The 22,130-nt window shown below is 73.2% G+C and carries 25 protein-coding genes; 9 read left to right on the top strand and 16 right to left on the bottom strand.

Annotated elements, in window-relative coordinates; all coding sequences use genetic code 11:
* Positions 1-74: 74 nt before the first annotated feature.
* On the bottom strand, positions 75-842 hold the full coding sequence (gene fabI / locus PUR56_RS17390) for an enoyl-ACP reductase FabI (RefSeq protein WP_329883444.1): 768 nt from the start codon (positions 840-842) through the stop codon (positions 75-77).
* Between the two features lies 1 nt (position 843).
* Positions 844-1,563, bottom strand: coding sequence for a 3-oxoacyl-[acyl-carrier-protein] reductase (fabG, locus tag PUR56_RS17385; protein ID WP_329883443.1), 720 nt, complete (start codon positions 1,561-1,563; stop codon positions 844-846).
* A 333-nt stretch (positions 1,564-1,896) separates the two neighbouring features.
* Between fabG and PUR56_RS17380 the strand changes: the two genes are divergently transcribed.
* The 6 genes from PUR56_RS17380 to PUR56_RS17355 all read left to right on the top strand — a co-directional run bounded on the left by PUR56_RS17380 (position 1,897) and on the right by PUR56_RS17355 (position 7,759).
* Positions 1,897-3,042 carry an MBL fold metallo-hydrolase gene (locus PUR56_RS17380; RefSeq protein ID WP_329949594.1) on the top strand — a complete coding sequence of 382 codons (1,146 nt, stop codon included), beginning with the start codon at positions 1,897-1,899 and terminating at the stop codon, positions 3,040-3,042.
* Positions 3,043-3,183: 141 nt separating this feature from the next.
* Positions 3,184-4,731, top strand: coding sequence for a TldD/PmbA family protein (locus tag PUR56_RS17375; protein ID WP_329949603.1), 1,548 nt, complete (start codon positions 3,184-3,186; stop codon positions 4,729-4,731).
* Entirely contained in the window at positions 4,731-6,134 is a 1,404-nt protein-coding gene (locus PUR56_RS17370; protein WP_329883441.1) for a metallopeptidase TldD-related protein, read from the top strand. The genes PUR56_RS17375 and PUR56_RS17370 overlap by 1 nt, the downstream gene beginning before the upstream one ends.
* Positions 6,135-6,165: 31 nt before the next feature.
* Complete coding sequence (locus PUR56_RS17365) at positions 6,166-6,711, top strand: RNA 2'-phosphotransferase (protein ID WP_329883440.1); 546 nt, start codon at positions 6,166-6,168, stop codon at positions 6,709-6,711.
* Positions 6,712-6,816: 105 nt separating this feature from the next.
* The gene (locus PUR56_RS17360; RefSeq protein ID WP_329883439.1) at positions 6,817-7,200 is read left to right on the top strand and encodes a DUF3099 domain-containing protein; all 384 of its coding nucleotides are present in this window, start codon (positions 6,817-6,819) and stop codon (positions 7,198-7,200) included.
* Positions 7,201-7,498: 298 nt separating this feature from the next.
* Positions 7,499-7,759: a hypothetical protein gene (locus PUR56_RS17355; RefSeq protein ID WP_329949593.1), complete on the top strand. Its 261-nt coding sequence runs from the start codon at positions 7,499-7,501 to the stop codon at positions 7,757-7,759.
* 42 nt (positions 7,760-7,801) lie between these two features.
* Here PUR56_RS17355 and moaA read toward each other — a convergent pair whose 3' ends face one another.
* The 4 genes from moaA to PUR56_RS17335 all read right to left on the bottom strand — a co-directional run bounded on the left by moaA (position 7,802) and on the right by PUR56_RS17335 (position 12,224).
* Positions 7,802-8,791 (bottom strand): GTP 3',8-cyclase MoaA, encoded by a 990-nt coding sequence (gene moaA, locus PUR56_RS17350; RefSeq protein WP_329949592.1) that lies wholly within the window; start codon positions 8,789-8,791, stop codon positions 7,802-7,804.
* A 92-nt stretch (positions 8,792-8,883) separates the two neighbouring features.
* Positions 8,884-10,449: a solute symporter family protein gene (locus tag PUR56_RS17345; protein WP_329949602.1), complete on the bottom strand. Its 1,566-nt coding sequence runs from the start codon at positions 10,447-10,449 to the stop codon at positions 8,884-8,886.
* Positions 10,450-10,574: 125 nt separating this feature from the next.
* Positions 10,575-10,931 carry a DUF485 domain-containing protein gene (locus PUR56_RS17340; protein WP_329883435.1) on the bottom strand — a complete coding sequence of 119 codons (357 nt, stop codon included), beginning with the start codon at positions 10,929-10,931 and terminating at the stop codon, positions 10,575-10,577.
* 249 nt (positions 10,932-11,180) lie between these two features.
* Positions 11,181-12,224: a zinc-dependent alcohol dehydrogenase family protein gene (locus PUR56_RS17335; protein WP_329883434.1), complete on the bottom strand. Its 1,044-nt coding sequence runs from the start codon at positions 12,222-12,224 to the stop codon at positions 11,181-11,183.
* A gap of 182 nt (positions 12,225-12,406) precedes the next feature.
* On the opposite strand from PUR56_RS17335, the gene PUR56_RS17330 reads away from it, so the two are divergent.
* Positions 12,407-13,405 (top strand): DEDDh family exonuclease, encoded by a 999-nt coding sequence (locus tag PUR56_RS17330; protein WP_329949591.1) that lies wholly within the window; start codon positions 12,407-12,409, stop codon positions 13,403-13,405.
* A 31-nt stretch (positions 13,406-13,436) separates the two neighbouring features.
* Positions 13,437-14,234, top strand: coding sequence for an SURF1 family cytochrome oxidase biogenesis protein (locus PUR56_RS17325; RefSeq protein ID WP_329883432.1), 798 nt, complete (start codon positions 13,437-13,439; stop codon positions 14,232-14,234).
* 15 nt (positions 14,235-14,249) lie between these two features.
* On the opposite strand, the gene trxA is transcribed toward PUR56_RS17325, so the two are convergent.
* Both trxA and PUR56_RS17315 read right to left on the bottom strand, forming a co-directional pair.
* Entirely contained in the window at positions 14,250-14,582 is a 333-nt protein-coding gene (gene trxA / locus PUR56_RS17320) for a thioredoxin (protein WP_329949590.1), read from the bottom strand.
* Positions 14,583-14,585: 3 nt separating this feature from the next.
* Positions 14,586-15,023 (bottom strand): MerR family transcriptional regulator, encoded by a 438-nt coding sequence (locus PUR56_RS17315; RefSeq protein WP_329949589.1) that lies wholly within the window; start codon positions 15,021-15,023, stop codon positions 14,586-14,588.
* Between the two features lie 165 nt (positions 15,024-15,188).
* Here PUR56_RS17315 and PUR56_RS17310 point away from each other — a divergent pair, with 165 nt between their 5' ends.
* Positions 15,189-15,962, top strand: a complete 774-nt coding sequence (locus tag PUR56_RS17310) for an SDR family oxidoreductase (RefSeq protein WP_329949588.1) — start codon at positions 15,189-15,191, stop codon at positions 15,960-15,962.
* Between the two features lie 66 nt (positions 15,963-16,028).
* Here PUR56_RS17310 and PUR56_RS17305 read toward each other — a convergent pair whose 3' ends face one another.
* The 8 genes from PUR56_RS17305 to abc-f form a co-directional block, all read right to left on the bottom strand.
* Positions 16,029-16,673 (bottom strand): alkaline shock response membrane anchor protein AmaP, encoded by a 645-nt coding sequence (locus tag PUR56_RS17305; protein ID WP_329883428.1) that lies wholly within the window; start codon positions 16,671-16,673, stop codon positions 16,029-16,031.
* Positions 16,670-17,203, bottom strand: a complete 534-nt coding sequence (locus PUR56_RS17300) for a DUF6286 domain-containing protein (RefSeq protein WP_329949587.1) — start codon at positions 17,201-17,203, stop codon at positions 16,670-16,672. Before PUR56_RS17300 ends, PUR56_RS17305 begins: the two co-directional genes overlap by 4 nt.
* 254 nt (positions 17,204-17,457) lie before the next feature.
* Complete coding sequence (locus PUR56_RS17295) at positions 17,458-17,817, bottom strand: hypothetical protein (protein WP_329883426.1); 360 nt, start codon at positions 17,815-17,817, stop codon at positions 17,458-17,460.
* The gene (locus tag PUR56_RS17290; RefSeq protein ID WP_329883425.1) at positions 17,817-18,008 is read right to left on the bottom strand and encodes a hypothetical protein; all 192 of its coding nucleotides are present in this window, start codon (positions 18,006-18,008) and stop codon (positions 17,817-17,819) included. The genes PUR56_RS17295 and PUR56_RS17290 overlap by 1 nt, the downstream gene beginning before the upstream one ends.
* Before the next feature lie 55 nt (positions 18,009-18,063).
* Positions 18,064-18,573, bottom strand: a complete 510-nt coding sequence (locus PUR56_RS17285; protein ID WP_329949586.1) for an Asp23/Gls24 family envelope stress response protein — start codon at positions 18,571-18,573, stop codon at positions 18,064-18,066.
* Positions 18,574-18,729: 156 nt separating this feature from the next.
* The gene (locus PUR56_RS17280) at positions 18,730-19,536 is read right to left on the bottom strand and encodes an enoyl-CoA hydratase/isomerase family protein (protein WP_329949585.1); all 807 of its coding nucleotides are present in this window, start codon (positions 19,534-19,536) and stop codon (positions 18,730-18,732) included.
* 222 nt (positions 19,537-19,758) lie between these two features.
* The gene (locus PUR56_RS17275; RefSeq protein ID WP_030059940.1) at positions 19,759-19,992 is read right to left on the bottom strand and encodes a helix-turn-helix domain-containing protein; all 234 of its coding nucleotides are present in this window, start codon (positions 19,990-19,992) and stop codon (positions 19,759-19,761) included.
* 391 nt (positions 19,993-20,383) lie between these two features.
* Positions 20,384-21,982 (bottom strand): ribosomal protection-like ABC-F family protein, encoded by a 1,599-nt coding sequence (abc-f, locus tag PUR56_RS17270; protein ID WP_329883422.1) that lies wholly within the window; start codon positions 21,980-21,982, stop codon positions 20,384-20,386.
* Positions 21,983-22,130 lie beyond the last annotated feature (148 nt).

The following is a 22,130-nucleotide window of genomic DNA, read 5'->3' as shown; positions in this document are numbered from 1 at the left end:
TGCCGCGGACAGCACACCGCCCGGCCCCTTCCTCGACGGAAGGAGAGCCGGGCGGTGGCGCGGGACGCGGGTGGTCAGGCGCCGATGGCGTGCAGGCCGCCGTCCACGTGGACGATCTCGCCGGTGGTCTTCGGGAACCAGTCCGAGAGCAGGGCGACGACGCCGCGGCCGGCCGGCTCCGGGTCGCTCACGTCCCACTTCAGCGGCGAGCGGTTGTCCCAGGTGGCGGCCAGGTCGCCGAAGCCCGGGATGGACTTGGCGGCCATCGAGCCGATCGGACCGGCCGAGACCAGGTTGACGCGGATGTCGCGCGGGCCGAGGTCACGGGCCAGGTAGCGGGAGGTGGCCTCCAGCGCGGCCTTGGCCGGGCCCATCCAGTCGTACTTCGGCCAGGCGAACTGGGCGTCGAAGGTCAGACCGACGACCGAGCCGCCGTCCTGCATCAGCGGCAGCAGCGCCATGGTCAGCGACTTCAGCGAGAACGCCGAGACCTGCATGGCGGTCGCCACGGACTCCCACGGGGTGTTGAGGAAGTTCCCGCCGAGGGCGTCCTGCGGGGCGAACCCGATCGAGTGGACGATGCCGTCCAGGCTCGGCAGGTGCTCGCGGACCTGGTCGGCGATGCCGGCCAGCTGCTCCTCGCTGGAGACGTCCAGTTCGAGGACCTTCACCGGGTGGGGCAGCTTCTTGGCGATGCGCTCGGTGAGGCTCGGCCGCGGGAAGGCGGTGAGGATGATCTCCGCGCCCTGCTCCTGGGCCAGCCGGGCCGTGTGGAACGCGATGGAGGACTCCATCAGCACACCGGTGACGAGGATCCGCTTGCCCTCAAGGATTCCGCTCATGTCAGTGACCCATGCCCAATCCGCCGTCGACGGGAATGACGGCTCCGGTGATGTACGCGGCCTCGTCCGAACCGAGGAACCGCACGGTGGAAGCGACCTCGGCGGGCGCCGCGTAGCGGCCCAGGGGCACGCCGGCGACGATCTCCGCGCGGCGCTCGTCACTGAGCACCGCGGTCATGTCGGTGTCCACGAAGCCGGGGGCGACCACGTTGACGGTGATGTTGCGCGGGCCGAGCTCGCGCGCCAGCGAGCGGGCGAAGCCGACCAGACCGGCCTTGGAGGCGGCGTAGTTGGACTGGCCCGGCGAACCGGAGAGGCCGACCACCGAGGAGATCAGCACGATGCGGCCCTTGCGGGCGCGCATCATCAGCCGGGAGGCGCGCTTGATGACGCGGAACGTACCGGTGAGGTTGGTGTCCAGGACGGAGGTGAAGTCCTCCTCCGACATGCGCAGCAGCAGCGTGTCGTGGGTGATCCCGGCGTTGGCGACCAGCACCTCGACCGCGCCGTGCGCGCCCTCGACCTCGGTCAGTGCCGCGTCGACCTGGGCGCTGTCGGTGATGTCGCAGCGAACCGCGAGCACGTCGTACTTGGCCAGCTGCTCGGGCACCTCGCCCGACCGGCTGGTGATGGCGACCTTGTCGCCCGCCTCGGCGAAGGCCAGGGCGATCGCGAGGCCGATGCCCCGGTTACCTCCGGTGACGAGAACCGAGCGGCTCAACGATCCACCTCTCTCCGTAGTGTGCGTACGCCGTGATGTCCGCGTACGTCGCAATCATGTACGCGGTGTGACGCTATCGGTCGGCCCGGCGCGGCGGCGAATCGAGCTCCCACAGCGCCGCACCAAAGGAACTGTCGGTATCCGACAATCCGTGCCCATGCCATTTTCGCCCGATCCGCCGGACCGCCGGCGCGGCGTTGTGGTGTCCGCTGCGTGCCGGATCGGGAACCCGGCGGCGGGGTGCACCCGTTGCCCCCGTGGTGCGGTACGAGTCGGGGCCGCCGCACAGCAACGCCGGACCAGGCCCCGGCGACGAGCGGAGGCAGAGCGCGGATGAGCGAGGCACAGCCGGGGACCACCCACCGGCGCGGACGACTGCTGGCCCTGGCCGCGCTGGCGGCCGGTGCGGGAACGGTCGCCTGGGCGCTGCGCGACCTGCCGGCGGCGTTCGGTCGGCGGCCGGACGGGGAGCGGGAGGAGCGGCTGCGCAACTCGCCGCAGTACCGCGACGGCGTCTTCCACAACGCGCCCTCCGAGCTGGCCCGGCCGGCCGGCGCTCCGTCCTTCGACGGGGACACGGTGCGCCGGATGCTGTTCCAGCGCGAGGGCCGGACGCCGCGCCTCCCGGTGCCGACCGTCCGGCCGGCCGGCGGGGCGGGCCCGGCCGCCGAGGGTGTCGCGATCACCTGGTACGGGCACGCCTCGGCGCTGGTCGAGATCGAGGGCTCCCGCGTGCTGCTCGACCCGATCTGGAGCGAGCGCTGCTCCCCCGCCACGCAGGTCGGCCCGCGCCGGCTGCACCCGGTACCGGTGGAGCTGGAGGAGCTGCCGCAGGTCGACGCGGTGCTGATCTCGCACGACCACTACGACCACCTGGACATGGCGACCGTCCGCCGGCTGGTGCGCAGCCAGTCGGCACCGTTCGCGGTGCCGCTCGGCATCGGCGCCCACCTGCGCCGCTGGGGGGTGCCGGAGCACCGGATCATCGAGCTGGACTGGGACGAGACCTGCACGCTCGGCGAGCTGGCGCTCACGCTGACCGCCGCCCACCACTTCTCCGGCCGCGGTCTGACCCGCAACACGACGCTCTGGGGTTCGTGGGTGGTCGCGGGGGCGACCCGCAAGGTCTTCTACACCGGCGACTCCGGCTACTTCGAGGGCTACGGGCGGATCGGCGCCGAGCACGGCCCGTTCGACGCCGCGCTGGTCCAGGTCGGCGCCTACGACCCGGCCTGGGCGGACATCCACATGACGCCGGAGGACGCCGTGCTCGCCCACCGCGAGCTGGGCGCGGACCTGCTGGTGCCGGTCCACTGGTGCACCTTCAACCTCGGCCTGCACCCGTGGGCCGAGCCGGTCGAGCGGCTGCTGGTCGAGGCCAAGGAGCAGGGCGTACGGCTGGCGGTGCCGCGCCCCGGTGAGCGCGTGGACGTCGACAACCCGCCGGAGCTGGACGGCTGGTGGGAGGCGGTCGGGTAGCGGAACCGCGGAGCTGCGCGTGTCACCGGGGAAATGCGCTGGCCCAAAGCCCTTTGACGGGAAATGATGCCGTGCGGGTACCCCTGCATCCCGGGTGCCCGCACCGCCGTTCCGCCCGACCAGGGAGCCCGATTGCCTCCGCTGCCCCCGACCAGCAGCGCCGGCGCCCCGCGCGCCGTCGACCCGCTCTTCCTCGGCTTTCCGCTGCGCGCCCTCGCCGACGCCGCCCTGGACCGCGCGCGCCGGCTCGGCGCCGAGCACGCCGACTTCCGCCTGGAGCGGGTCCGCAGCGCCTCGTGGCGGCTGCGCGACGCCCGGCCGTCCGGCACCTCCGACAGCCTCCAGCTCGGTTTCGCCGTCCGGGTGCTGCTGGACGGCGCCTGGGGCTTCGCCGCCGGGGTCGACCTCACCCCGGAGGCGGCGGCGGGCGTCGCCGAGCAGGCCGTCGCGGTGGCCCGGCTCTCCGGCGGGATCAGCCGTGCGGCCGGGTCGACCGACCGGGTGGAGCTGGCCGACGAGCCGGTCTACCCGGACGCCACCTGGGTCTCCGCCTACGACGTGAACCCGTTCGAGGTGCCGGACGCCGAGAAGACGGCGCTGCTGGCCGACTGGAGCTCGCGGCTGCTGGCCGCCGGGGGCGTCTCGCACGTCCAGGCCACCCTGCTGACCGTCCAGGAGAACAAGTTCTACGCGGACACCGCCGGCACCGTCACCACCCAGCAGCGGATCCGGCTGCACCCGGTGCTGGAGGCCACCTCGGTGGACGAGCGCACCGGCGCCTTCGACTCGATGCGGACGCTGGCCCCGCCGGTCGGGCGCGGATTCGAGTACCTGACGGGCACCGGCTGGGACTGGGACGCCGAGCTGGCCGAGCTGCCGGTCCTGCTGGCCGAGAAGATGAAGGCGCCGGGCGTCCGGCCGGGCCGCTACGACCTGGTCATCGACCCGTCCAACCTCTGGCTGACCATCCACGAGTCGATCGGCCACGCCACCGAACTGGACCGCGCGCTCGGCTACGAGGCGGCCTACGCCGGGACGTCCTTCGCCACCTTCGACAAGCTCGGCTCGCTGAAGTACGGCTCCGAGCTGATGCACGTCACCGGCGACCGCACCGCCGAGCACGGCCTGTCCACCATCGGCTTCGACGACGAGGGTGTCGCCACCCGGTCGTGGGACCTCGTGAAGGACGGCGTCCTGACCGGTTACCAGCTCGACCGCGGCATGGCGAAGCTGAAGGGTTTCGAGCGTTCCAACGGCTGCGCCTTCGCCGACTCGCCGGCGCACGTCCCGGTCCAGCGGATGGCCAACGTCTCGCTCCGGCCGGCCGCCGACGGCCCGTCCACCGAGGGCCTGTTCGAGGGCGTCGAGAACGGCCTGTACATCGTCGGGGACCGCTCCTGGTCGATCGACATGCAGCGGTACAACTTCCAGTTCACCGGGCAGCGCGCCTACGCCATCCGGAACGGCGAACTCGCCGGCCAGGTCAAGGACTTCGCCTACCAGGCCACCACCACCGACTTCTGGGGCTCGATGACGGCCGTCGGCGGGCCGCAGACCTACGTGCTGGGCGGCGCCTTCAACTGCGGCAAGGCGCAGCCCGGCCAGGTCGCGGCGGTCAGCCACGGCTGCCCCTCGGCGCTGTTCCGCAACGTCAACGTGCTCAACACCCAGCAGGAGGCGGGTCACTGATGACCGCGATGCAGCCCCACGAACTCGTCGAGCTGGCACTCGGCCTCTCCCGCGCCGACGGCTGCGTGGTGATCGCCGACGAGGAGTCGACCGCCAACCTCCGCTGGGCGGGCAACGCGCTGACCACCAACGGCGTCACCCGGGGCCGCCGGCTCACCGTGATCGCCACGGTGGCCGGCGCCGAGGGCACCGCCTCCGGCGTGGTCTCCCGCGAGGCCGTCACGTCCGACGACGTGGCGGACCTGGTCCGGGCCGCCGAGGAGGCCGCCCGCGCGGCCGGGCCGGCCGAGGACGCCCAGCCCCTGGTCACGGTCGCCGACCAGCCGGCCTCTCCGCACTTCACCGAGCCCCCGGCGGAGACGTCGGTCGCGGTCTTCGAGGAGTTCGCGCCGGCCCTCGGCACCGCCTTCGCCCGGGCCGCCGCCCAGGGCGAACTGCTGTACGGCTTCGCCCGGCACGAGCTGGTCTCCAGCTACCTGGGCACCTCCACCGGCCTGCGGCTGCGCCACGACCAGCCGACCGGGACGGTCGAGCTGAACGCCAAGACCGCCGACCTGTCCGGCTCGGCCTGGGCCGGCGCCGCCACCCGGGACTTCTCCGACGTGGACGTCACCGCCCTGCACGCCGGGCTGACCACCCGGCTCGGCTGGGGCTCCCGGCGGATCGACCTGCCGGCCGGCCGGTACGAGACGCTGCTGCCGCCCTCCGCCGTCGCCGACCTGATGGTCTACCTGAACTGGTCCGCCGGCGGCCGGGACGCCTTCGAGGGCCGGACGGTCTTCTCCCGGCCCGGCGGCGGCACCCGGATCGGCGACAAGCTCAGCGGGCTGCCGCTGACGCTGCGCTCCGACCCGGACGAGCCCGGCCTGGAGGCGGCGCCGTTCGTGCTGGCGCACGCCACCGAGGGCGACGCCTCGGTCTTCGACAACGGCCTGCCGCTGTCGAGGACCGACTGGATCCGGGACGGCGAGCTGGCCGGGCTGGTCACCAGCCGCCACTCGGCCGGCCTGACGTCGCTCGCCCTGCGCCCGGCGGTCGACAACCTGGTCCTGGAGACGGCCGACCAGGCGGCGGCGCCGACCCTGGAGGAGATGATCGCCCGGACCGAGCGGGGGCTGCTGCTCACCTGCCTCTGGTACATCCGCGAGGTGGACCCGGCGACGCTGCTGCTCACCGGTCTGACCCGGGACGGCGTCTACCTGGTGGAGAACGGCCGGGTGGTCGGTGCGGTGAACAACTTCCGGTTCAACGAGTCGCCGGTGGAGCTGCTCGGCCGGATCACCGAGGTGGGCCGCACCGAGCGCTGCCTGCCGCGCGAGTGGAGCGACTGGTTCACCCGGACCGCGATGCCGCCGGTGCGGGTCGAGGGCTTCAACATGAGTTCGGTCAGCCAGGCGTCGTAGCCGGGCCGGCCGGGGGGAGGGAACGAGGAACGTGGACGAGAAGCGCACGGTCAGGACCAGCAAGATGCTGTCCCGCATCCTGCGGCACGAGCCCGAGCGGGTGGGGGTGACGCTGGACGGGGCCGGCTGGGTCCGGGTGGACGTCCTGCTGGCCGCCCTGGCGGCCCGGGGCACCCGGCTCACCCGGGTCGAGCTGGACCACGTGGTGGCGACCAACAACAAACGCCGCTTCGCCTACTCGGAGGACGGCCTCTCGATCCGGGCCAGCCAGGGGCACACGGTGGCGGTCGACCTCGGTCTGGCCGCCGCCGCGCCCCCGGCGGTGCTGTTCCACGGCACCGCCGCCCGGAGCCTGGACGCGATATTCCGCGAGGGCCTGCGGCCGATGGCCCGGCAGGACGTCCACCTGTCCGCCGACACCGGGACGGCCACCCGGGTGGGCGCCCGGCACGGCCGTCCGGTGGTGCTGGAGGTCGACGCCGCCGCGATGGCGGCGGCCGGCCACGAGTTCCGGATCAGCGCCAACGGCGTCTGGCTGACCGACGCGGTGCCGCCGGAGTACCTCTCCCAGCCGTAGGGGCGCGTGTCCGTCCGACCCGGTCTCGTCGCCGGTCGCCCTGCGGCGTACCGTGGGAAGGCCGCGCGGCGAGGCGCGCGGGTGCGCGGACGAGGGCGGTTGGACATGGGAAAGAGCGCCGGCGACGACGAGGTCTTCCGGATCACGGGGGCCCGCAGCAGCCTGACCGAGGACGTCCGCGGGCGGCAGCGCCGCTACGTGGCCTCGATGCTGCTGCGCACGGTCTGCGTGCTGCTCGCGGTGGTGCTGTGGGACGTCCAGCGCTGGGTGGCGGTCGCGGCGCTGGCGGGCGGGGTGCTGCTGCCGTACTTCGCGGTGCTGATCGCCAACGCGGGCCGGGAACGGGCGCCGGGTCTGCCCTCCACCTTCGACGTGCCGCCGACCACTCCGCTGATGCTCGGCCCCGGCGGGAGGGGCGGGTCCGGTGTGACGCACGGTACCGATGTGGCCGAGCGCATGCCCACCGATTCTTCACAGACGTCGAACTGACTGCCCGTTTTGAGCTGTTTTCCGCCGTTGCATTCCACAGAAAGCTCAGAAGAAGCTCAGATTAATCATGCAAGACCTCCCCATGCCCGGGTCGGACCGTGACATACTGCGTACGCGCTCCGCATCCCCCGTCGGAGCGACGGACCGACGCCGGGCGGCTCCCCCCGTGGCTGCCCGGCGTCGCCATGCCCGCGCGCACCGCGGGGCCGCAGGCCCGCCGGACGGCGGACGGACCCCCTCCGGGCGCGTGACAGACTGGCGGTGACGACCCACCCGCCGACCGCCTGAGGACGACGCCATGCTGTTCCCGGACACCCAGCCGCAGACCCCGATCTGCTCCGCCAAGGGCTGCCGGTCCGACGCCGCGTGGGTCCTGGTCTGGAACAACCCCAAGCTGCACACCCCGGACCGCCGCAAGACCTGGCTCGCCTGCCCGGAGCACCGCGAGCACCTCTCCCAGTTCCTGGGCGTGCGCGGCTTCCTCAAGGAGGTCGTCGCCTTCACCGACCGGAGCGCCGAAGAGGGGGCCCCCACGGACGGCACCCCCGCAGAGGGCTGAGTCCGGGCCCGGCACGGTCCGGCCGGCGACCAGGGCCGGACCCTAGCCGCCGATCGCCGACATCGGGCGGTCGGGCTGGTGGAACTCCGGGTCGTCGATCCCGGCACCGGCCTTCTTGCCCCACATCGCCTGGCGCCAGAGCGCCCCCAGCTCGGCGTCGTCGGCCCCCGAGCGCAGCGCCGTCCGCAGGTCCGTCTCGCCACTCGCGAAGAGGCAGTTGCGCACCTGCCCGTCGGCGGTCAGCCGGGTCCGGTCGCAGGCGCGGCAGAACGGGCGGGTCACCGAGGCGATCACCCCGACCCGGGCCGGACCCCCGTCCACGACCCAGCGCTCCGCGGGAGCGGCGCCCCGGCCGGCGGACGACTCGGGGGTGAGCGTGAACCTGGCGGTCAGCCGGTCCAGGATCTCCTCCGCGGTGACCATGGCCGAGCGGTCCCAGCCGTGCTGGGCGTCCAGCGGCATCTGCTCGATGAACCGCAGCTCGTAGCCGCGCTCCAGGCACCAGGCGAGCAGCTCGGGCGCCTCGTGGTCGTTGACCCCGCGCATCAGCACCGCGTTGAGCTTGACCGGCGTCAGCCCGGCGTCCTCGGCGGCGGCCAGTCCGTCCAGCACGTCCTGGTGGCGGCGGCGCCGGGTGAGGGTGTGGAAGGTGTCCGGGTCCAGCGTGTCGAGCGAGACGTTGACCCGGTCGAGGCCGGCGGCGCGCAGCGCCCCCGCGGTCCGCGCCAGGCCGATGCCGTTGGTGGTGAGCGAGAGCTCGGGGCGCGGCGTCAGCTCGGCGCAGGCGGCGACGACGGCCACCAGGCCGGGCCGCAGCAGCGGCTCCCCGCCGGTGAAGCGGACCTCCTGGACGCCGAGGTCGCGGACGGCGACGGTCACCAGCCGGACGATCTCCTCGTCGGTGAGCAGCTCCGGCTTGGCCAACCACTGCAGGCCCTCCTCCGGCATGCAGTAGGTGCAGCGCTGGTTGCACCGGTCGGTGAGGGAGACCCGCAGGTCGACGGCGCGGCGGCCGAAGGTGTCGAGCAGCACGGCGATCCCTTCCCGAGAGTGGCGGCCCTGGACAGCGACCGGCCCGGCCCGCCGTCGCGGCGGGCCGGGCCAGCTTAGCCATCGGCCGTTCGTCAGTGGGCGCCCAGTCCGGTCAGCGAGCGGACCTCCAGTTCAGCGTACTTCGCCGGGTCGGCCGGCTCGCGCGAGAGCACGGTGCCGATCCAGCCCGCCAGGAAGCCGACCGGGATGGAGACCAGGCCGGGGTTCTCCAGGGGGAACCACTGGAAGTCGGAGTGCGGGAAGAGCGAGTTCTTGCCACCCGAGACCACCGGGGAGAACGCCACCAGCACCACCGAGCTGATCAGACCGGCGTAGACCGAGCTGACCGCGCCCGCGGTGTTGAAGCGCTTCCAGAACAGCGAGAAGAGCAGCGTGGGCAGGTTGGCCGAGGCGGCCACCGCGAAGGCCAGTGCGACCAGGGCGGCGGTGTTGAGCTTGTCCGCGAAGAGGCTCAGCACGATCGCCACCGCGCCGATCGCGGCGGCGGCCCACTTGGCCGCGTTGACCTCCTCCCGCTCGGTGACCTTGCCCCGCCGGATGACGTTGGCGTAGAGGTCGTGCGCGAAGGAGGCCGAGGAGGCCAGGGTGAGGCCGGCCACCACGGCGAGGATGGTGGCGAAGGCGACCGCGGAGATCACCGCCAGCAGGACGGCCCCGCCGGTGGTGCCCGAGCCGCCGCCGAGCGTCTCGGCGAGCTGCGGGGCCGCGGTGTTGCCGGCCGCGTTGGCCGCCTTGATCGCCTTGGGTCCGACCAGGGCCGCCGCGCCGAAGCCGAGCGCCAGGGTCATCAGGTAGAAGCCGCCGATGATCCCGATGGCCCAGAGCACCGACTTCCGGGCCGCCTTGGCGGTGGGCACGGTGTAGAAGCGGACCAGGATGTGCGGCAGGCCCGCGGTGCCCAGCACGAGCGCCAGGCCGAGGCTGATGAAGTCGAGTTTGCTGGTCCCGGTGGCGCCGTACTTCAGCCCGGGTTCGAGGAAGGCGTTGGCCTTGCCGCTGGCGTCGGCGGCGGCGCCGAGCAGTGCGGAGATGTTGAAGTTGTACTTGGCCAGCACCAGGACGGTCATCAGGGCGGTGCCGGCGATCAGCAGCACGGCCTTGACGATCTGCACCCAGGTGGTGCCCTTCATGCCCCCTATGGCGACGTAGACGACCATCAGGGCGCCGACGGCGACGATCGTCCACCGCTTGGCGCTGTCCCCGCTGACGCCGAGCAGCAGGGCGACCAGGGTGCCCGCGCCGACCATCTGGGCGAGCAGGTAGAAGATCGACACCACGATGGTGGAGATGCCCGCGGCGGTGCGGACGGGCCGCTGGCGCATCCGGAAGGCCAGCACGTCGGCCATGGTGTAGCGGCCGGCGTTGCGCAGCGGCTCGGCGACCAGCAGCAGCGCGACCAGCCAGGCGACCAGGAAGCCGATCGAGTAGAGGAAGCCGTCGTAGCCGAAGAGCGCGATGGCTCCGGCGATACCGAGGAAGGACGCGGCCGACATGTAGTCGCCGGAGATGGCCAGACCGTTCTGGAAGCCGGAGAAGCTGCGGCCGCCGGCGTAGAAGTCGGCGGCGTCCTTGGTCTGCCGCCCGGCCCAGACGGTGATGCCGAGGGTGGCGAGCACGAAGAGGCCGAACAGGGTCATCGTCAGACCGCGGTGCTCGGTGGCGCCCGCGGCGAGGGTGAGGGGGTCGGCGAGGGTGAGGGGGTCGGCGAGGGTGAGGGGGTCGGCGAGCGCGACGGCGCTCGCGGTATGGCTGGCGAGCAGGGTCATTCGGCGGCCTCCCGGGGGGCGTGGACCACCGCGCCGCGCGCCTCGCGGATGGCGGCGGCAGGTGGGTCGAGCCTCCGGTCCGCGTAGCGCGCATACCAGGCCGCGATGGCGAAAGTGGTGACGAACTGCAGCAGTCCGAGGACCAGGGCGATGTTGATGTGCCCGACGACCTTGGTGCCCATCAGGCCGGGGGCGTAACTGGAGAGCAGCACGTAGAGCAGGTACCAGAGGACGAAGCCGATGGTGACCGGGAACGCGAAGTTCCGGAACGAGCGCCGGAGGGCGCGGAACTCCGCGCCCTCCTCGATGAGTTGGGTTTCCTTGGCGGTGGTGGTGATCGGCGGCGATTCCACTCTGACTCCTCACTCCTTCGGCGTAGTGGTCGCACCAGTGGAACGATCGGACGTGAGCGGCGTCACAGTCCGGATGCGCGCCGCGCAATGCTAGGAGGGTGGCGCGCGGGCCGAAAGAGGTTGACCGTGATCAGCCAGACGTTCACTCCGTTGCACTAGCCGATTGGCCGAAAACAGACGTATCCGGACATGCCGAAGGGCGGCACCGGACTGCGGTGCCGCCCCTCGAAAAGCGTCAACTTGGAGGCGTCAGAACGTGATCCGCACCTTCAGCGCCGAGCGGTCGTCCATCGCCCGGTAGCCGTCCGGCACGCCCTCCAGGTCCACCGTGCGGTCGAACACGAGGCCCGGCTCGATGGCCCCGGAGAGGACGTCCGGCAGCAGCTCGGGGATGTAGGCGCGGGCCGGCGCGACCCCGCCGTTCAGCGAAACGTTTCGGCCGAACATCTGCCCGATGTCGACGCCGGCGCTGCCGCCGTGCGGCACCCCGACGTAACCGACCGCGCCGCCGTCCCGGGCGATCGAGACGGCGGTGCGCATCGACTCCTCGGTGCCGACCGCCTCCAGCACGGAGTGCGCGCCCTGGCCGCCGGTCAGCTCCCGGACCGCCTCGATCGCCGCGTCGCCGCGCTCCGCGACCACGTCGGTGGCCCCGAACCGCCGGGCCAGGTCGGTCCGGGCGGTGTGCCGGCCGAGCGCGATGATCCGCCCGGCGCCGAGCCGGTGCGCGGCCAGCACGCCGCACAGGCCCACCGCGCCGTCACCGACCACCGCCACGGTGGATCCCGGCCGGACCCGCGCGGAGACCGCGGCGTGGTGCCCGGTCGCCATCACGTCCGAGAGCGCCAGCAGGCCCGGCAGCAGCTTCTCGTCGCCCTGGGCCTCCTTGGGCAGCTTCACCAGCGTGCCGTCCGCCCACGGGACGCGCACCGCCTCGCCCTGCCCGCCGTCCGAGCCGACCTGACCCCAGAAGCCGCCGTGCGGGCAGGAGGTCTGCAGCCCCTCGCGACAGAAGTCACACCTGCCGTCCGACCAGACGAACGGCGCGACCACCAGATCGCCGACCTCGAAGTCACGCACCTCGGCGCCCGTCTCCTCGATCACACCGAGAAATTCGTGCCCGATCCGTTGCCCGGCGACCCGGGCCGCGACACCGCGGTACGCCCACAGGTCGCTGCCGCAGATGCAGGCGTTCACCACCCGCACCACCGCGTCGGTCGGCTGCTGCACGACCGGGTCCGGCACCTGCTCGATCCGGATGTCACTGGGGCCGTGGATCACGGTGGCGCGCATGAGGGTTCGTCCTTCGGAGAGGCGCCCGCGGGGTGCGGCGGGCGGCCGGCAGATATTCGACCAGGTGTACGACGAATACTCCGCCCACTCTATTCCGGCCCGCCCCGTCCAACATTCCGAGCGGCACCGGTCCCACCCGTATCGCGGCGGCGCACCGCCCGCGGGCCTTATTCTGTTGGACCATGTACGCGATCCAGCCCGAGACGCCCGGCGCGGTACCGCGGACGGCTCCCGTCCCGGCCCAGCGCTCCGCCGCCCCCGCCGAGGGCTTCGCGGTGGTGGACGTCGAGACCACCGGCCTCGGCCGCTCGGACCGCGTCATCTCGGCGGGCGTCTACCAACTGGACGAGGACGGCACCGTCACCGACCACTGGTACACGCTGGTGAACCCCGAGCGCGACCCCGGACCGGTCTGGATCCACGGCCTCACCAGCGACCTGCTGGTGGGCGCGCCCACCTTCCCGGAGATCGCCGGCGAGTTCGCCGAGCGGCTGCGCGGCCGGGTGATGGTCGCCCACAACGCGCTCTTCGACTGGAACATGATCTCCCGCGAGTTCTCCCGGGCCGGCCTGCGCGCCCCGGTCGACCAGCGGATCTGCACCATGGTGCTGGCCCGCGACCTCCGGCTGCCGCTGCCCAACGGCAAGCTCTCGTCGCTCGCCCGGCACTTCGGCGTCCACCAGCAGCAGGCGCACAACGCGCTGGACGACGCCCGGGTGCTCGCCGAGGCGTTCCGGCCCAGCCTGCACCTGGCCCGCCAGGGGGGCGTCCCACTGCCGCTGCAGACCTGCGTGGCCGTCACCGACCTCGGCGACGACCAGCCGGCCTCGCCCGCCCGGGGCAACTGGACCGGTGCCGCCTACCGCCAGGCCCGCAAGCGCCCCGCCTGCCCGTACCCGAACCCCGGGCGCTGGGAGGACGGCGAGCCGCTGGTCCAGGGCATGCGCGTGGCGTTCACCGGCGACACCTCCACCGACCGCGAGCTGTTGGAGGACCGCGCCGTCGAGGCGGGCCTGCACATCGCCTCGTCGGTGAGCCGGCTCACCAGCCTGCTGGTCACCAACGAACCGGGCAGTTGGAGCGGCAAGGCCCGCAAGGCCCGCGAGGTCGGCACCCCGGTGATCGGCGAGGACGCCTTCCTCCAGCTGCTGCGCGAGGTCGCCCCGCACCCCGGTGCGTGAGCCGGTTGTGAGGTGGGCGTACCGTGCCCATGTGTACCGTTTTCTGCTCTCCCGGCGCTGGCTGATCACCCTGTTGGTCGCCGTGCTGCTGATCCCCACCACCATCCGGCTGGGGTTCTGGCAACTGCACCGCCACGAGGCGCGGGTGGACCGCAACGAGCTGATCGCCCGGGCCCTCACCGACCGGCCCGTCCCGTACGAGACCCTTTCGGCGGAACCCGGCTTCGCCGTCCCCAAGGGGCTCACCTGGCGCGCGGTGACCACCACCGGGCAGTACGACCCGGAGCACGAGTTCGTGGTCCGCAAGCGGACCGACTCCAGCGGTGACAAGATCGGCTACTTCGTGATCACCCCGCTGGTGCTCGACGGCGGCAGGGGCACCGTCCTGGTCAACCGCGGCTGGGTGGCCTCCGGCACCTCCGCCGTCACCTACCCGGACGTCCCGGCCGCGCCGTCCGGCCAGGTCACCCTGACCGGACGGCTGCGCGCCGACGAGGCCGCCGGCAACGGCCTCAAGGACCGCGCCGGCCTGCCGGACCGGCAGTTCAACCTGATCAGCTCCACCCAGCAGGCCAGGGAGACCGGTGCCGCCCTCCTCGGCGGCTACCTGGAGCTCACCGCGACCGTGCCGGCACCGGCCGACGAGCCCGAGCTGCTGCCCGAGCCCAACCACTCCGACATCGGCCCGCACATGGCGTACGCGATCCAGTGGTGGCTGTTCACCGCGATGATCCCGGTCGGGTTCTGGGTGATGGCGCGGCGCGAGGCCAAGGACCGGCGCAAGGAGGCCGGCGAGGCCGAGGTCGCCCCGGTCGCCGTCCCCGCCTGAGCCCGCCCGCTCCCGTTACAGGACGTCCGCGAGGTCGCGGAGCAACCGGGCCTTGGCCCGGGCACCGACCACCGACTTCACCGGCTCCCCGCCCCTGAACACCATGAGCGTCGGCATCGAGAGCACCCCGTACGCGGCCTGGGTCTCCGGATTGCGGTCGACGTCCAGGCTGACCACGGTCAGCCGGTGCGCCTCCTCCCTCGCGATGTCCGCCAGCACCGGCACCATCTGCCGGCAGGGCGGGCACCAGTCCGCCGTGAAGTCCACCAGCACCGGCCCCTCGGCCGCCAGGACCTCCGCGGCGAAGGTCTCGTCCGTGACCTCCGCGACCCCTGCGATCTGCACCATGGTCTACTTCTCCTCCCACTCGACTGCCGGCTGCGCGGCCCATTCGCACTGCGGCGGCTCTCCGGCGGTGCCGACCGCCAGCTCGTCCCGCTCCCGCTCGGCCCGGGCGAACTGCCCGGCCACCCGGGTACGGACCTCCTGGAGCCGGTCGATGCACTCGTCCAGTTCGGCCAGCTTCCTCCGGTAGACCTCCAGCGAGGCCGGGCAGGAGTCCCCGTGCGGGTGACCGGCCTGCAGGCACTCCACGAACGGCCTGGTCTCCTCCAGGCCGAACCCGAAGTCCTGCAGCGTGCGGATCTGCCGGAGCAGCCGCAGGTCCTCCTCGCCGTACGCGCGGTAGCCGTTGCCGGCCCGCCGGGCCGGGAGCAGCCCGAGCTGCTCGTAGTACCGCAGTGCCCGGGTGGTCGTCCCCGCCCGCCTCGCCAGTTCACCGATCCGCATGACCGCATCCTCGCCCTTCCGGCCGCTGTCCGAAGGTCGCTGTCCGAAGGCCGCCGGGAACGACGGTAGACCTTGACGCCGACGTCAACGCCAGGGGCGGCGCGGGCCCGGGCCCCGCCGCGTCCGCACTACCTTCCGCCCGCCCTCACCCGGCAGGATGGCCCCATGGATCTTGGACTGCAGGACAAGGTGTACGTGGTCACCGGCGCCACCCGGGGCCTGGGCCTCGCGACCGCCCGCGAGCTGGCCGCCGACGGTGCGCGGGTGCTGGTGAGCGGCCGGAGCCGGGAGTCGGTGGACGCGGCGGTCGCCGAACTCGCCGGACTCGGCGGCGGAGCGGACGCGGTGCACGGGCTGGTGGCCGACAACGCCGCCCCGGAGACCGCCGAGCGGCTGGTCCGCGAGGCCGTCGAGCGGTTCGGCCGGCTGGACGGCGTGCTGATCAGCGTCGGCGGTCCGCAGGCGGGCCCGGTGGGCACCGTCCCCGAGGAGGCCTGGCGCGACGCGTTCGAGTCGGTGTTCCTCGGCGCGCTGCGGATCGCCCGGACCGCCGCGGGGACGCTCGGCGAGGGCGGGGTGATCGGGTTCGTGCTCTCCGGCTCGGTCCGCCAGCCCATCCCGGGTCTCGGCATCTCGAACGGTCTGCGCCCCGGCCTGGCGATGGCCGCCAAGTCGCTGGCCGCCGAGCTCGGTCCGCGCGGCATCCGGGTGGTCGGCCTGCTCCCGGCCCGGATCGACACCGACCGGGTGCGCGAGCTCGACGCGCTCGGCGGCGACGCGGAGGCCTCCCGCGTCCACCACAGCGCCGCCATCCCGCTCGGCCGCTACGGCACCCCGGAGGAGTTCGGGAAGGTCGCCGCGTTCCTGCTCTCCCCCGCCGCGTCCTACCTCACCGGTGTGATGATCCCGGTCGACGGCGGCGCACTGCCCGGACTGTAGGACGGCGTTCGCCGGCCGCGCGTGGAGGCATCCGCCCGGCGCGCGGCAGGCGGATGCGCCGGGCGGTCAGAGTACGCGCGGGTGCTTGTCGCGCCGTCCGCCGCGCCGCGCGGCGGTCTCGTGCCTCGCCGGCACCACCCGGATCCGCAGGTCGGCCGGAAGGTCCGACAGCCCGAGACTGACCAGCGCGTCGGTGCGCGGGCCGGTCTCGAAGTGCTCGGCGAGCGCCGCCGGATCGCCGCCGGACGTCATCCGGACGGCCGCCCGCAACCGGGGGTGCCGGGCTCCGCGCAGCAGCCGGACCCCCACCCGCTCGACCTCGGGGAGCGCCACGGTGCCGGTCTCCAGAGCGTCCTCCAGTGCCCCGGTGCGCAGCCGCAGCCGCAGCCCCGGTGTGCCGGGGGTCGGCACCGGCACGGTCGCCGGCCCGCTCCGCCGCAGCTGGGCGAGCAGCCACCAGGCGGTCCCGACGACCACCACGGCCAGCCCGGCGATCACCGCAGGCCACCACCAGGCCTCGGACACCCAGCGGGTCCGCGCCCGCGCACCGATCACCGGCCGGTCCGGCGAGGCCTGCGGCCACCGGTCCGGCAGATCCACGCCCAGCCTCCGGTACAGGTCGAGGCCCCCGGCCAGGACCAGCAGCCCGGCCACCAGCAGGACCACCCCGACCGCACCCACCAGCACCCGGTTGACGGTGCTCCGGCTCACCCGCTCCCACCACCCTCCACGACGGCGCCCTGCACTCCCCCGCCGGACCCGCGCCGGCGCCCGCGCCGGGTCCTGACGTCCAGCCGCAGCGGTCTCGCCAACCCGACGACCGCCAGCTCGTCCCGCAGCTGCCGCTGCACCGAGGCCGGATCGGCCGGGCCGGTGAGGGTGATCCGGACCCGGCGGCGGCCGGTCCGCACGCGCAGGTGCTCGACGCCCGGCAGGTCGGCGGCCCGGTGGACCAGCAGCGCGGTCACGCCGGACCGGTCGATGGCCGCGGAGGTGCCGCCGACCGGGCGGAGCGGGAGCCAGCGGCTCAGGCCGGGGGCGAGGGCGAGCCAGAGCAGCCAGCCGCCGAGCAGGGTGGCCGCGCCCGCTCCGAGCAGCACCCAGGTGTCGTCGAGGTGCCGGGTGGCCAGTTCGTCGGCGATCTCGGCACGCCAGCGGCGGGCGGCGTGCCCGGTGCGGACGGCGACCACGTCGTAGAGCAGCGCCACCGCGGCCACCAGGACCACCGTCGCGACCACCACGGCGGCCGTGGTCCGGGGTGCCCGCAGCCGCGGCACCCGGACCGCGGCGGGCCCGGGCTCCGGAGCCGGTTCCCCGGCCGCACCGACCGCACCGGCCTCCGCCGGCAGGGCGGGCCCCGCAGGCCCCTCAGGACCCCCAAGCCCCTCATGCGCTCCGGACTCCGCATGCCCTCCGGACTCCGCCGCCCCGGCAGCCTCCGCCGGTACGGCGGGCTCCACGGGCGGCGTCCCCGGCTCCCCCTCCGCCGGCCCGGTCATCCCGTGCCCTCGGTGACGAGCCGTTCCACCACGACCACCACCTCGGCCACCCGGGTCCCGGTCAGCGCACCGACCTGGGCGGCCACCCGGTCGCGGACGGCCCGGGCGAGGGCGGCGAGGTCGGCGGGGAACGGCAGGTCGACGGCGACCCTGACGGTGACGGCGGCGGAGGGCGAAGCGGGGCCGGTGACGGAGACCTTCGGCGGCCCGCCCGGTCCGCTCCGGCCCGGCCGGACCTCGGCGAGCGCCTCACCGGCCGCCCGGGCGGCGATCCGCGCGTAGACGCGGTCGGCGATGCGCAGCCGGCCGCGCGCGCCGGGTTCGCGGGTGGCGGGCGCCGGGACGAGGGCCGCCATCAGCGGCGCCGGTCGCGGCCGCGCAGGAGGTCGCCGAGGTCACCGAGTTCGAGGTCGCCCTCCAGCAGGCGGCCGACCACGAAGCCGACCACCCCGAGGGCCGCCACCAGCAGGAACGCCGCGAACCCGCCGAAGTAGCCGGCGAAGCCGAGGGCCATTCCCACCACCAGGCCGATGAGGGCCAGGTTCATCCGTTCCACCTCGTCTTCCGCCGCCCGCCGCTCCGGGCGTGCTGCCGCACAGGGACTACTTCAGCTTGGGCCGCTGGCCGGAGGAGGGAAGCTCCTCTTCCTCCTCCTCGATGTCCGGCTCGTCGGGCAGGTGGACGTCGTTGACGGCGATGTTGACCTCGACGACTTCCAGCCCGGTCATCCGCTCGACCGCGTCGACGATGTTCTCCCGTACCTGCCGGGCCAGTTCGGGGATGACGACGCCGTACTCGACGACCAGCGCGATGTCGATGGCGGTCTGCTTCTCCCCCACCTCCGCCTTGATGCCGCGCCCGATGTTGCCGCGCCCGCCGGGGACCCGGTCGCGCATCGCGGCGAAGGTGCGGGCGAGCCCGGAGCCGAGGGAGTGGATGCCGGTCACCTCGCGGGCCGCCATCCCGGCGATCTTCTCGACCACGCCGACGGCGAGCGCGGTGCGACCGCGTTCACCGGCGGCCCCGCCGAGGCCGGCGGTCGAGGAGCCACCGGTGGAGGCACCGGTGGAGAGGTTCTTGTGCAGGGTGGCGGGCGTCGGAGTGTCAGGCATGGGCTCATCTCCCGTCGTACGGCTCCAGCTATATCGCAAATCGCTCCAACTCTGGCATTTCGCCACGAATCCCGCCCCCGGAACCGGCCGGTACGGCGAAGGCCCTGCCCCCGAGGTCACCTCGGGGGCAGGGCCTTCGCCGGCCGGGGAGGCCGGTCAGTCCCCGATGCCGGCCAGGTCGCGCAGACGGCGGGCCTGGGCCGCCCGTTCGGCCGAGCGCTGCTCGTCGTAGGAGCGGCCACCGGCGCCCTGGAGCAGGGCCTTGGTCTCGATCACGGCGTTGCGCGGTGCGGCCAGCAGAGCGGCGGCGAGGTCGCGGGCGGCGGCGTCCAGCTCGCCCGCGGGGACGGCCAGGTTGGCCAGGCCGATCGCCGCGGCCTCCTCGGCGCCGACCCAGCGCCCGGTCGCGCAGATCTCCAGCGCCCGGGCGTAACCGACGAGTTCGGTGAGCGGCTTGGTGCCGGCGAGGTCGGGGACGAGGCCCAGTGAGGTCTCCTTCATGGAGAACTGCACGTCGTCGGCGACCACCCGCAGGTCACAGCCGAGGGCGAGCTGGAAGCCGGCGCCGACCGCGTGGCCCTGGACGACGGCGATGGTGACCAGGTCGGGGCGGCGCCACCAGCTGAAGGCCTCCTGGTAACCGGCGATGATCCCGTCGAGCTCCTCGGGCTCGGCGGCGGCGAGCCGGAGGAAGCTGGGCTCGCCGGGGATGCCCTCGGGGGTGAACATCGCACGGTCGAGGCCCGCCGAGAAGGAGACGCCCTCGGCGCGGAGCAGCACCACCCGGACGGTGCCGGGCAGGTCGCGGCCGACGGCGGACAGGGCGCGCCACAGGGCGGGCGACTGGGCGTTGCGCCGCTCGGGCTGACAGAGGGTGACGACGGCGAGTGCGCCGTCGATCTCCAGGCGGACGCCGTCCCGCTCCCGGCTCTGGGTCTGCGGATCGGTGGCGGGAGCGGTCATGAGGGGACCTCCGGTGGCGAGGATGCTTGGCTACCGGAGAGTAACAAAACTGGTGGAGCGACGGCAGGGGGCAGCACGGAGCGGCGGACGGCCCGCCCGCGCGCCGGTCGCGGATATGACGATCGGCGGCCGGTTCACTCGGACCGGGGAGTGGACGACGCTCGGTCGCCTCCCCGGCCGGCGCCCTGCCGCCGAGTCATCCGCCCGTTGACCGACGGAGCGTCAGGAACCTGCCCCGGCAGTAGCTTTGTTCTTGCCCCGCGTGGCACCGCCGCGGCCCCGGAGAATCACTCCGGACTCGCTCAGCATCCGGTGCACGAAGCCGTACGAGCGGCCGGTCTCCTCCGCGAGAGCGCGAATGCTCGCCCCGGAGTCGTACTTCTTCTTGAGATCGGCCGCGAGCTTCTCACGCGCGGCACCGGTTACCCGGCTGCCCTTTTTCAGAGTCTCGGCCACCCGTGCCTCCTCGTAGCGTTGCTCGGTCAGATTCCCATGATCACCCATCCACCGCGTCCTGGCCACCCATTCGACAAGGTCCATGTCGGGAATGCGCGGTCCTTCGGTAGTGATCCGAGCGCACAAGGGCGCTCACGCAGAGTGCACGCCCCCGGACGAATACCGCCGTCCGGCGAGAAAGGGCTGATCAGCAGCGTCGGCCCGGCCACGATCGAGTGGCGGGCCGACGGAAGCTCCTTAAACGGAATGCGGGACCTCTTCATTCCCGGACACGCCGAAGGGACTAGTTTTTCTGGTCCAAAATGTGGAGGGAATGTCTAGTTCCGGCCAGACGGACAGCCGAATGCCCGGCCGTCCGTACGGGCGACCGGGCATCGGGAGGTCGGCGGGATCAGGCCAGCGTGACCAGGTCGTTGTAGGCGGGGCTCCAGAGGTCCTCCACGCCGTCCGGCAGCAGGATGATCCGCTCCGGCTGGAGCGCGTCGACCGCGCCCTCGTCGTGGGTGACCAGCACGACCGCGCCGCTGAACTCGCGCAGCGCGCCGAGGATCTCCTCGCGGCTGGCCGGGTCCAGGTTGTTGGTGGGCTCGTCGAGCAGCAGCACGTTGGCACTGGAGACCACCAGCGCGGCCAGCGCGAGACGGGTCTTCTCACCGCCGGAGAGCACCCCGGCCGGCTTGTCGACGTCGTCGCCGGAGAAGAGGAACGAGCCGAGGATCTTCCGGATCTGCACCAGGTCGGTGTCGGGCGCGGAGGAGCGCATGTTCTCCAGCACCGTCCGCTCCGGGTCCAGGGTCTCGTGCTCCTGGGCGTAGTAACCGACCTTCAGGCCGTGGCCCGGGATCACCTCGCCGGTGTCCGGCTTCTCCACCCCGGCCAGCATCCGCAGCAGCGTGGTCTTGCCCGCACCGTTGAGCCCGAGCACCACGACGCGCGAACCGCGGTCGATGGCCAGGTCCACGCCGGCGAAGATCTCCAGCGAGCCGTAGGACTTCGACAGGTCGCGCGCCGTCATCGGGGTCTTGCCGCAGGGCGCCGGGTCCGGGAACCGCAGCTTGGCGACCTTGTCGCTCTGCCGGACCTGGTCCAGGCCGGAGAGCAGCTTCTCGGCGCGGCGGGCCATGTTCTGCGCGGCCACCGTCTTGGTCGCCTTGGCGCGCATCTTGTCCGCCTGCGCGTTCAGCGTCGCGGCCTTCTTCTCGGCGTTGGTCCGCTCGCGCCTGCGGCGCTTCTCGTCGTCCTCGCGCTGCTGCTGGTACTGCTTCCAGCCCATGTTGTAGACGTCGATCGCGGAGCGGTTGGCGTCCAGGTAGAAGACCTTGTTGACGACCGTCTCGACCAGCTCGACATCGTGCGAGATCACGATGAAGCCGCCCTTGTAGGTCTTCAGGAAGTCCCGCAGCCAGACGATCGAGTCCGCGTCGAGGTGGTTGGTGGGCTCGTCGAGCAGCAGCACGTCGGAGTCGGAGAACAGGATCCGGGCCAGCTCGACGCGGCGGCGCTGACCACCGGAGAGCGTGTGCAGCTCCTGGTTGAGGATGCGGTCCGGCAGGCCCAGCGCGGCGGCGATGGTGGCGGCCTCGGCCTCGGCCGCGTACCCGCCCTTGGTCAGGAACTCCGTCTCCAGGCGCGCGTACTTCTTCATCGCGTTCTCCTGGGTGGCGCCCTTGCCGTTCGCCATCCGGTCCTCGTTCTCGCGCATCTTCTTCAGCACGGTGTCGAGGCCGCGGGCGGAGAGGATGCGGTCCTTGGCGAGGACGTCGAGGTCGCCGGTGCGGGGGTCCTGCGGCAGGTAGCCGACCTCGCCCGAGCGGGTCACCGTGCCGGAGGCGGGGATGCCCTCGCCGGCCAGCACCTTGGTGAGCGTGGTCTTGCCGGCGCCGTTGCGACCGACCAGGCCGATCCGGTCGCCGGGGGCGACCTTGAAGCTCGCCGACTCGATCAGGATCCGGGCACCGGCACGCAGCTCAAGGGCGTTGGCGGAAATCATGGCTGGGGACTACTCCTGGGGCGTGGGCGGGCGCCCGGACGGGGCACGGGCCGGGACGGCGGGTGAAGGGCGTCGGCGGAGGCTCGGCGGACCGCACGGCGCGGCGCCGCTCGCCCGCTAGTGCACGGAGAGAACAGCCATGACGGCA

It is taken from the genome of Streptomyces sp. BE303, assembly GCF_036290945.1.
GTDB lineage: Bacteria > Actinomycetota > Actinomycetes > Streptomycetales > Streptomycetaceae > Kitasatospora.
Note: the sequence above shows the minus strand (reverse complement) of the source record. Positions and strands in the feature narration are given on the sequence as shown.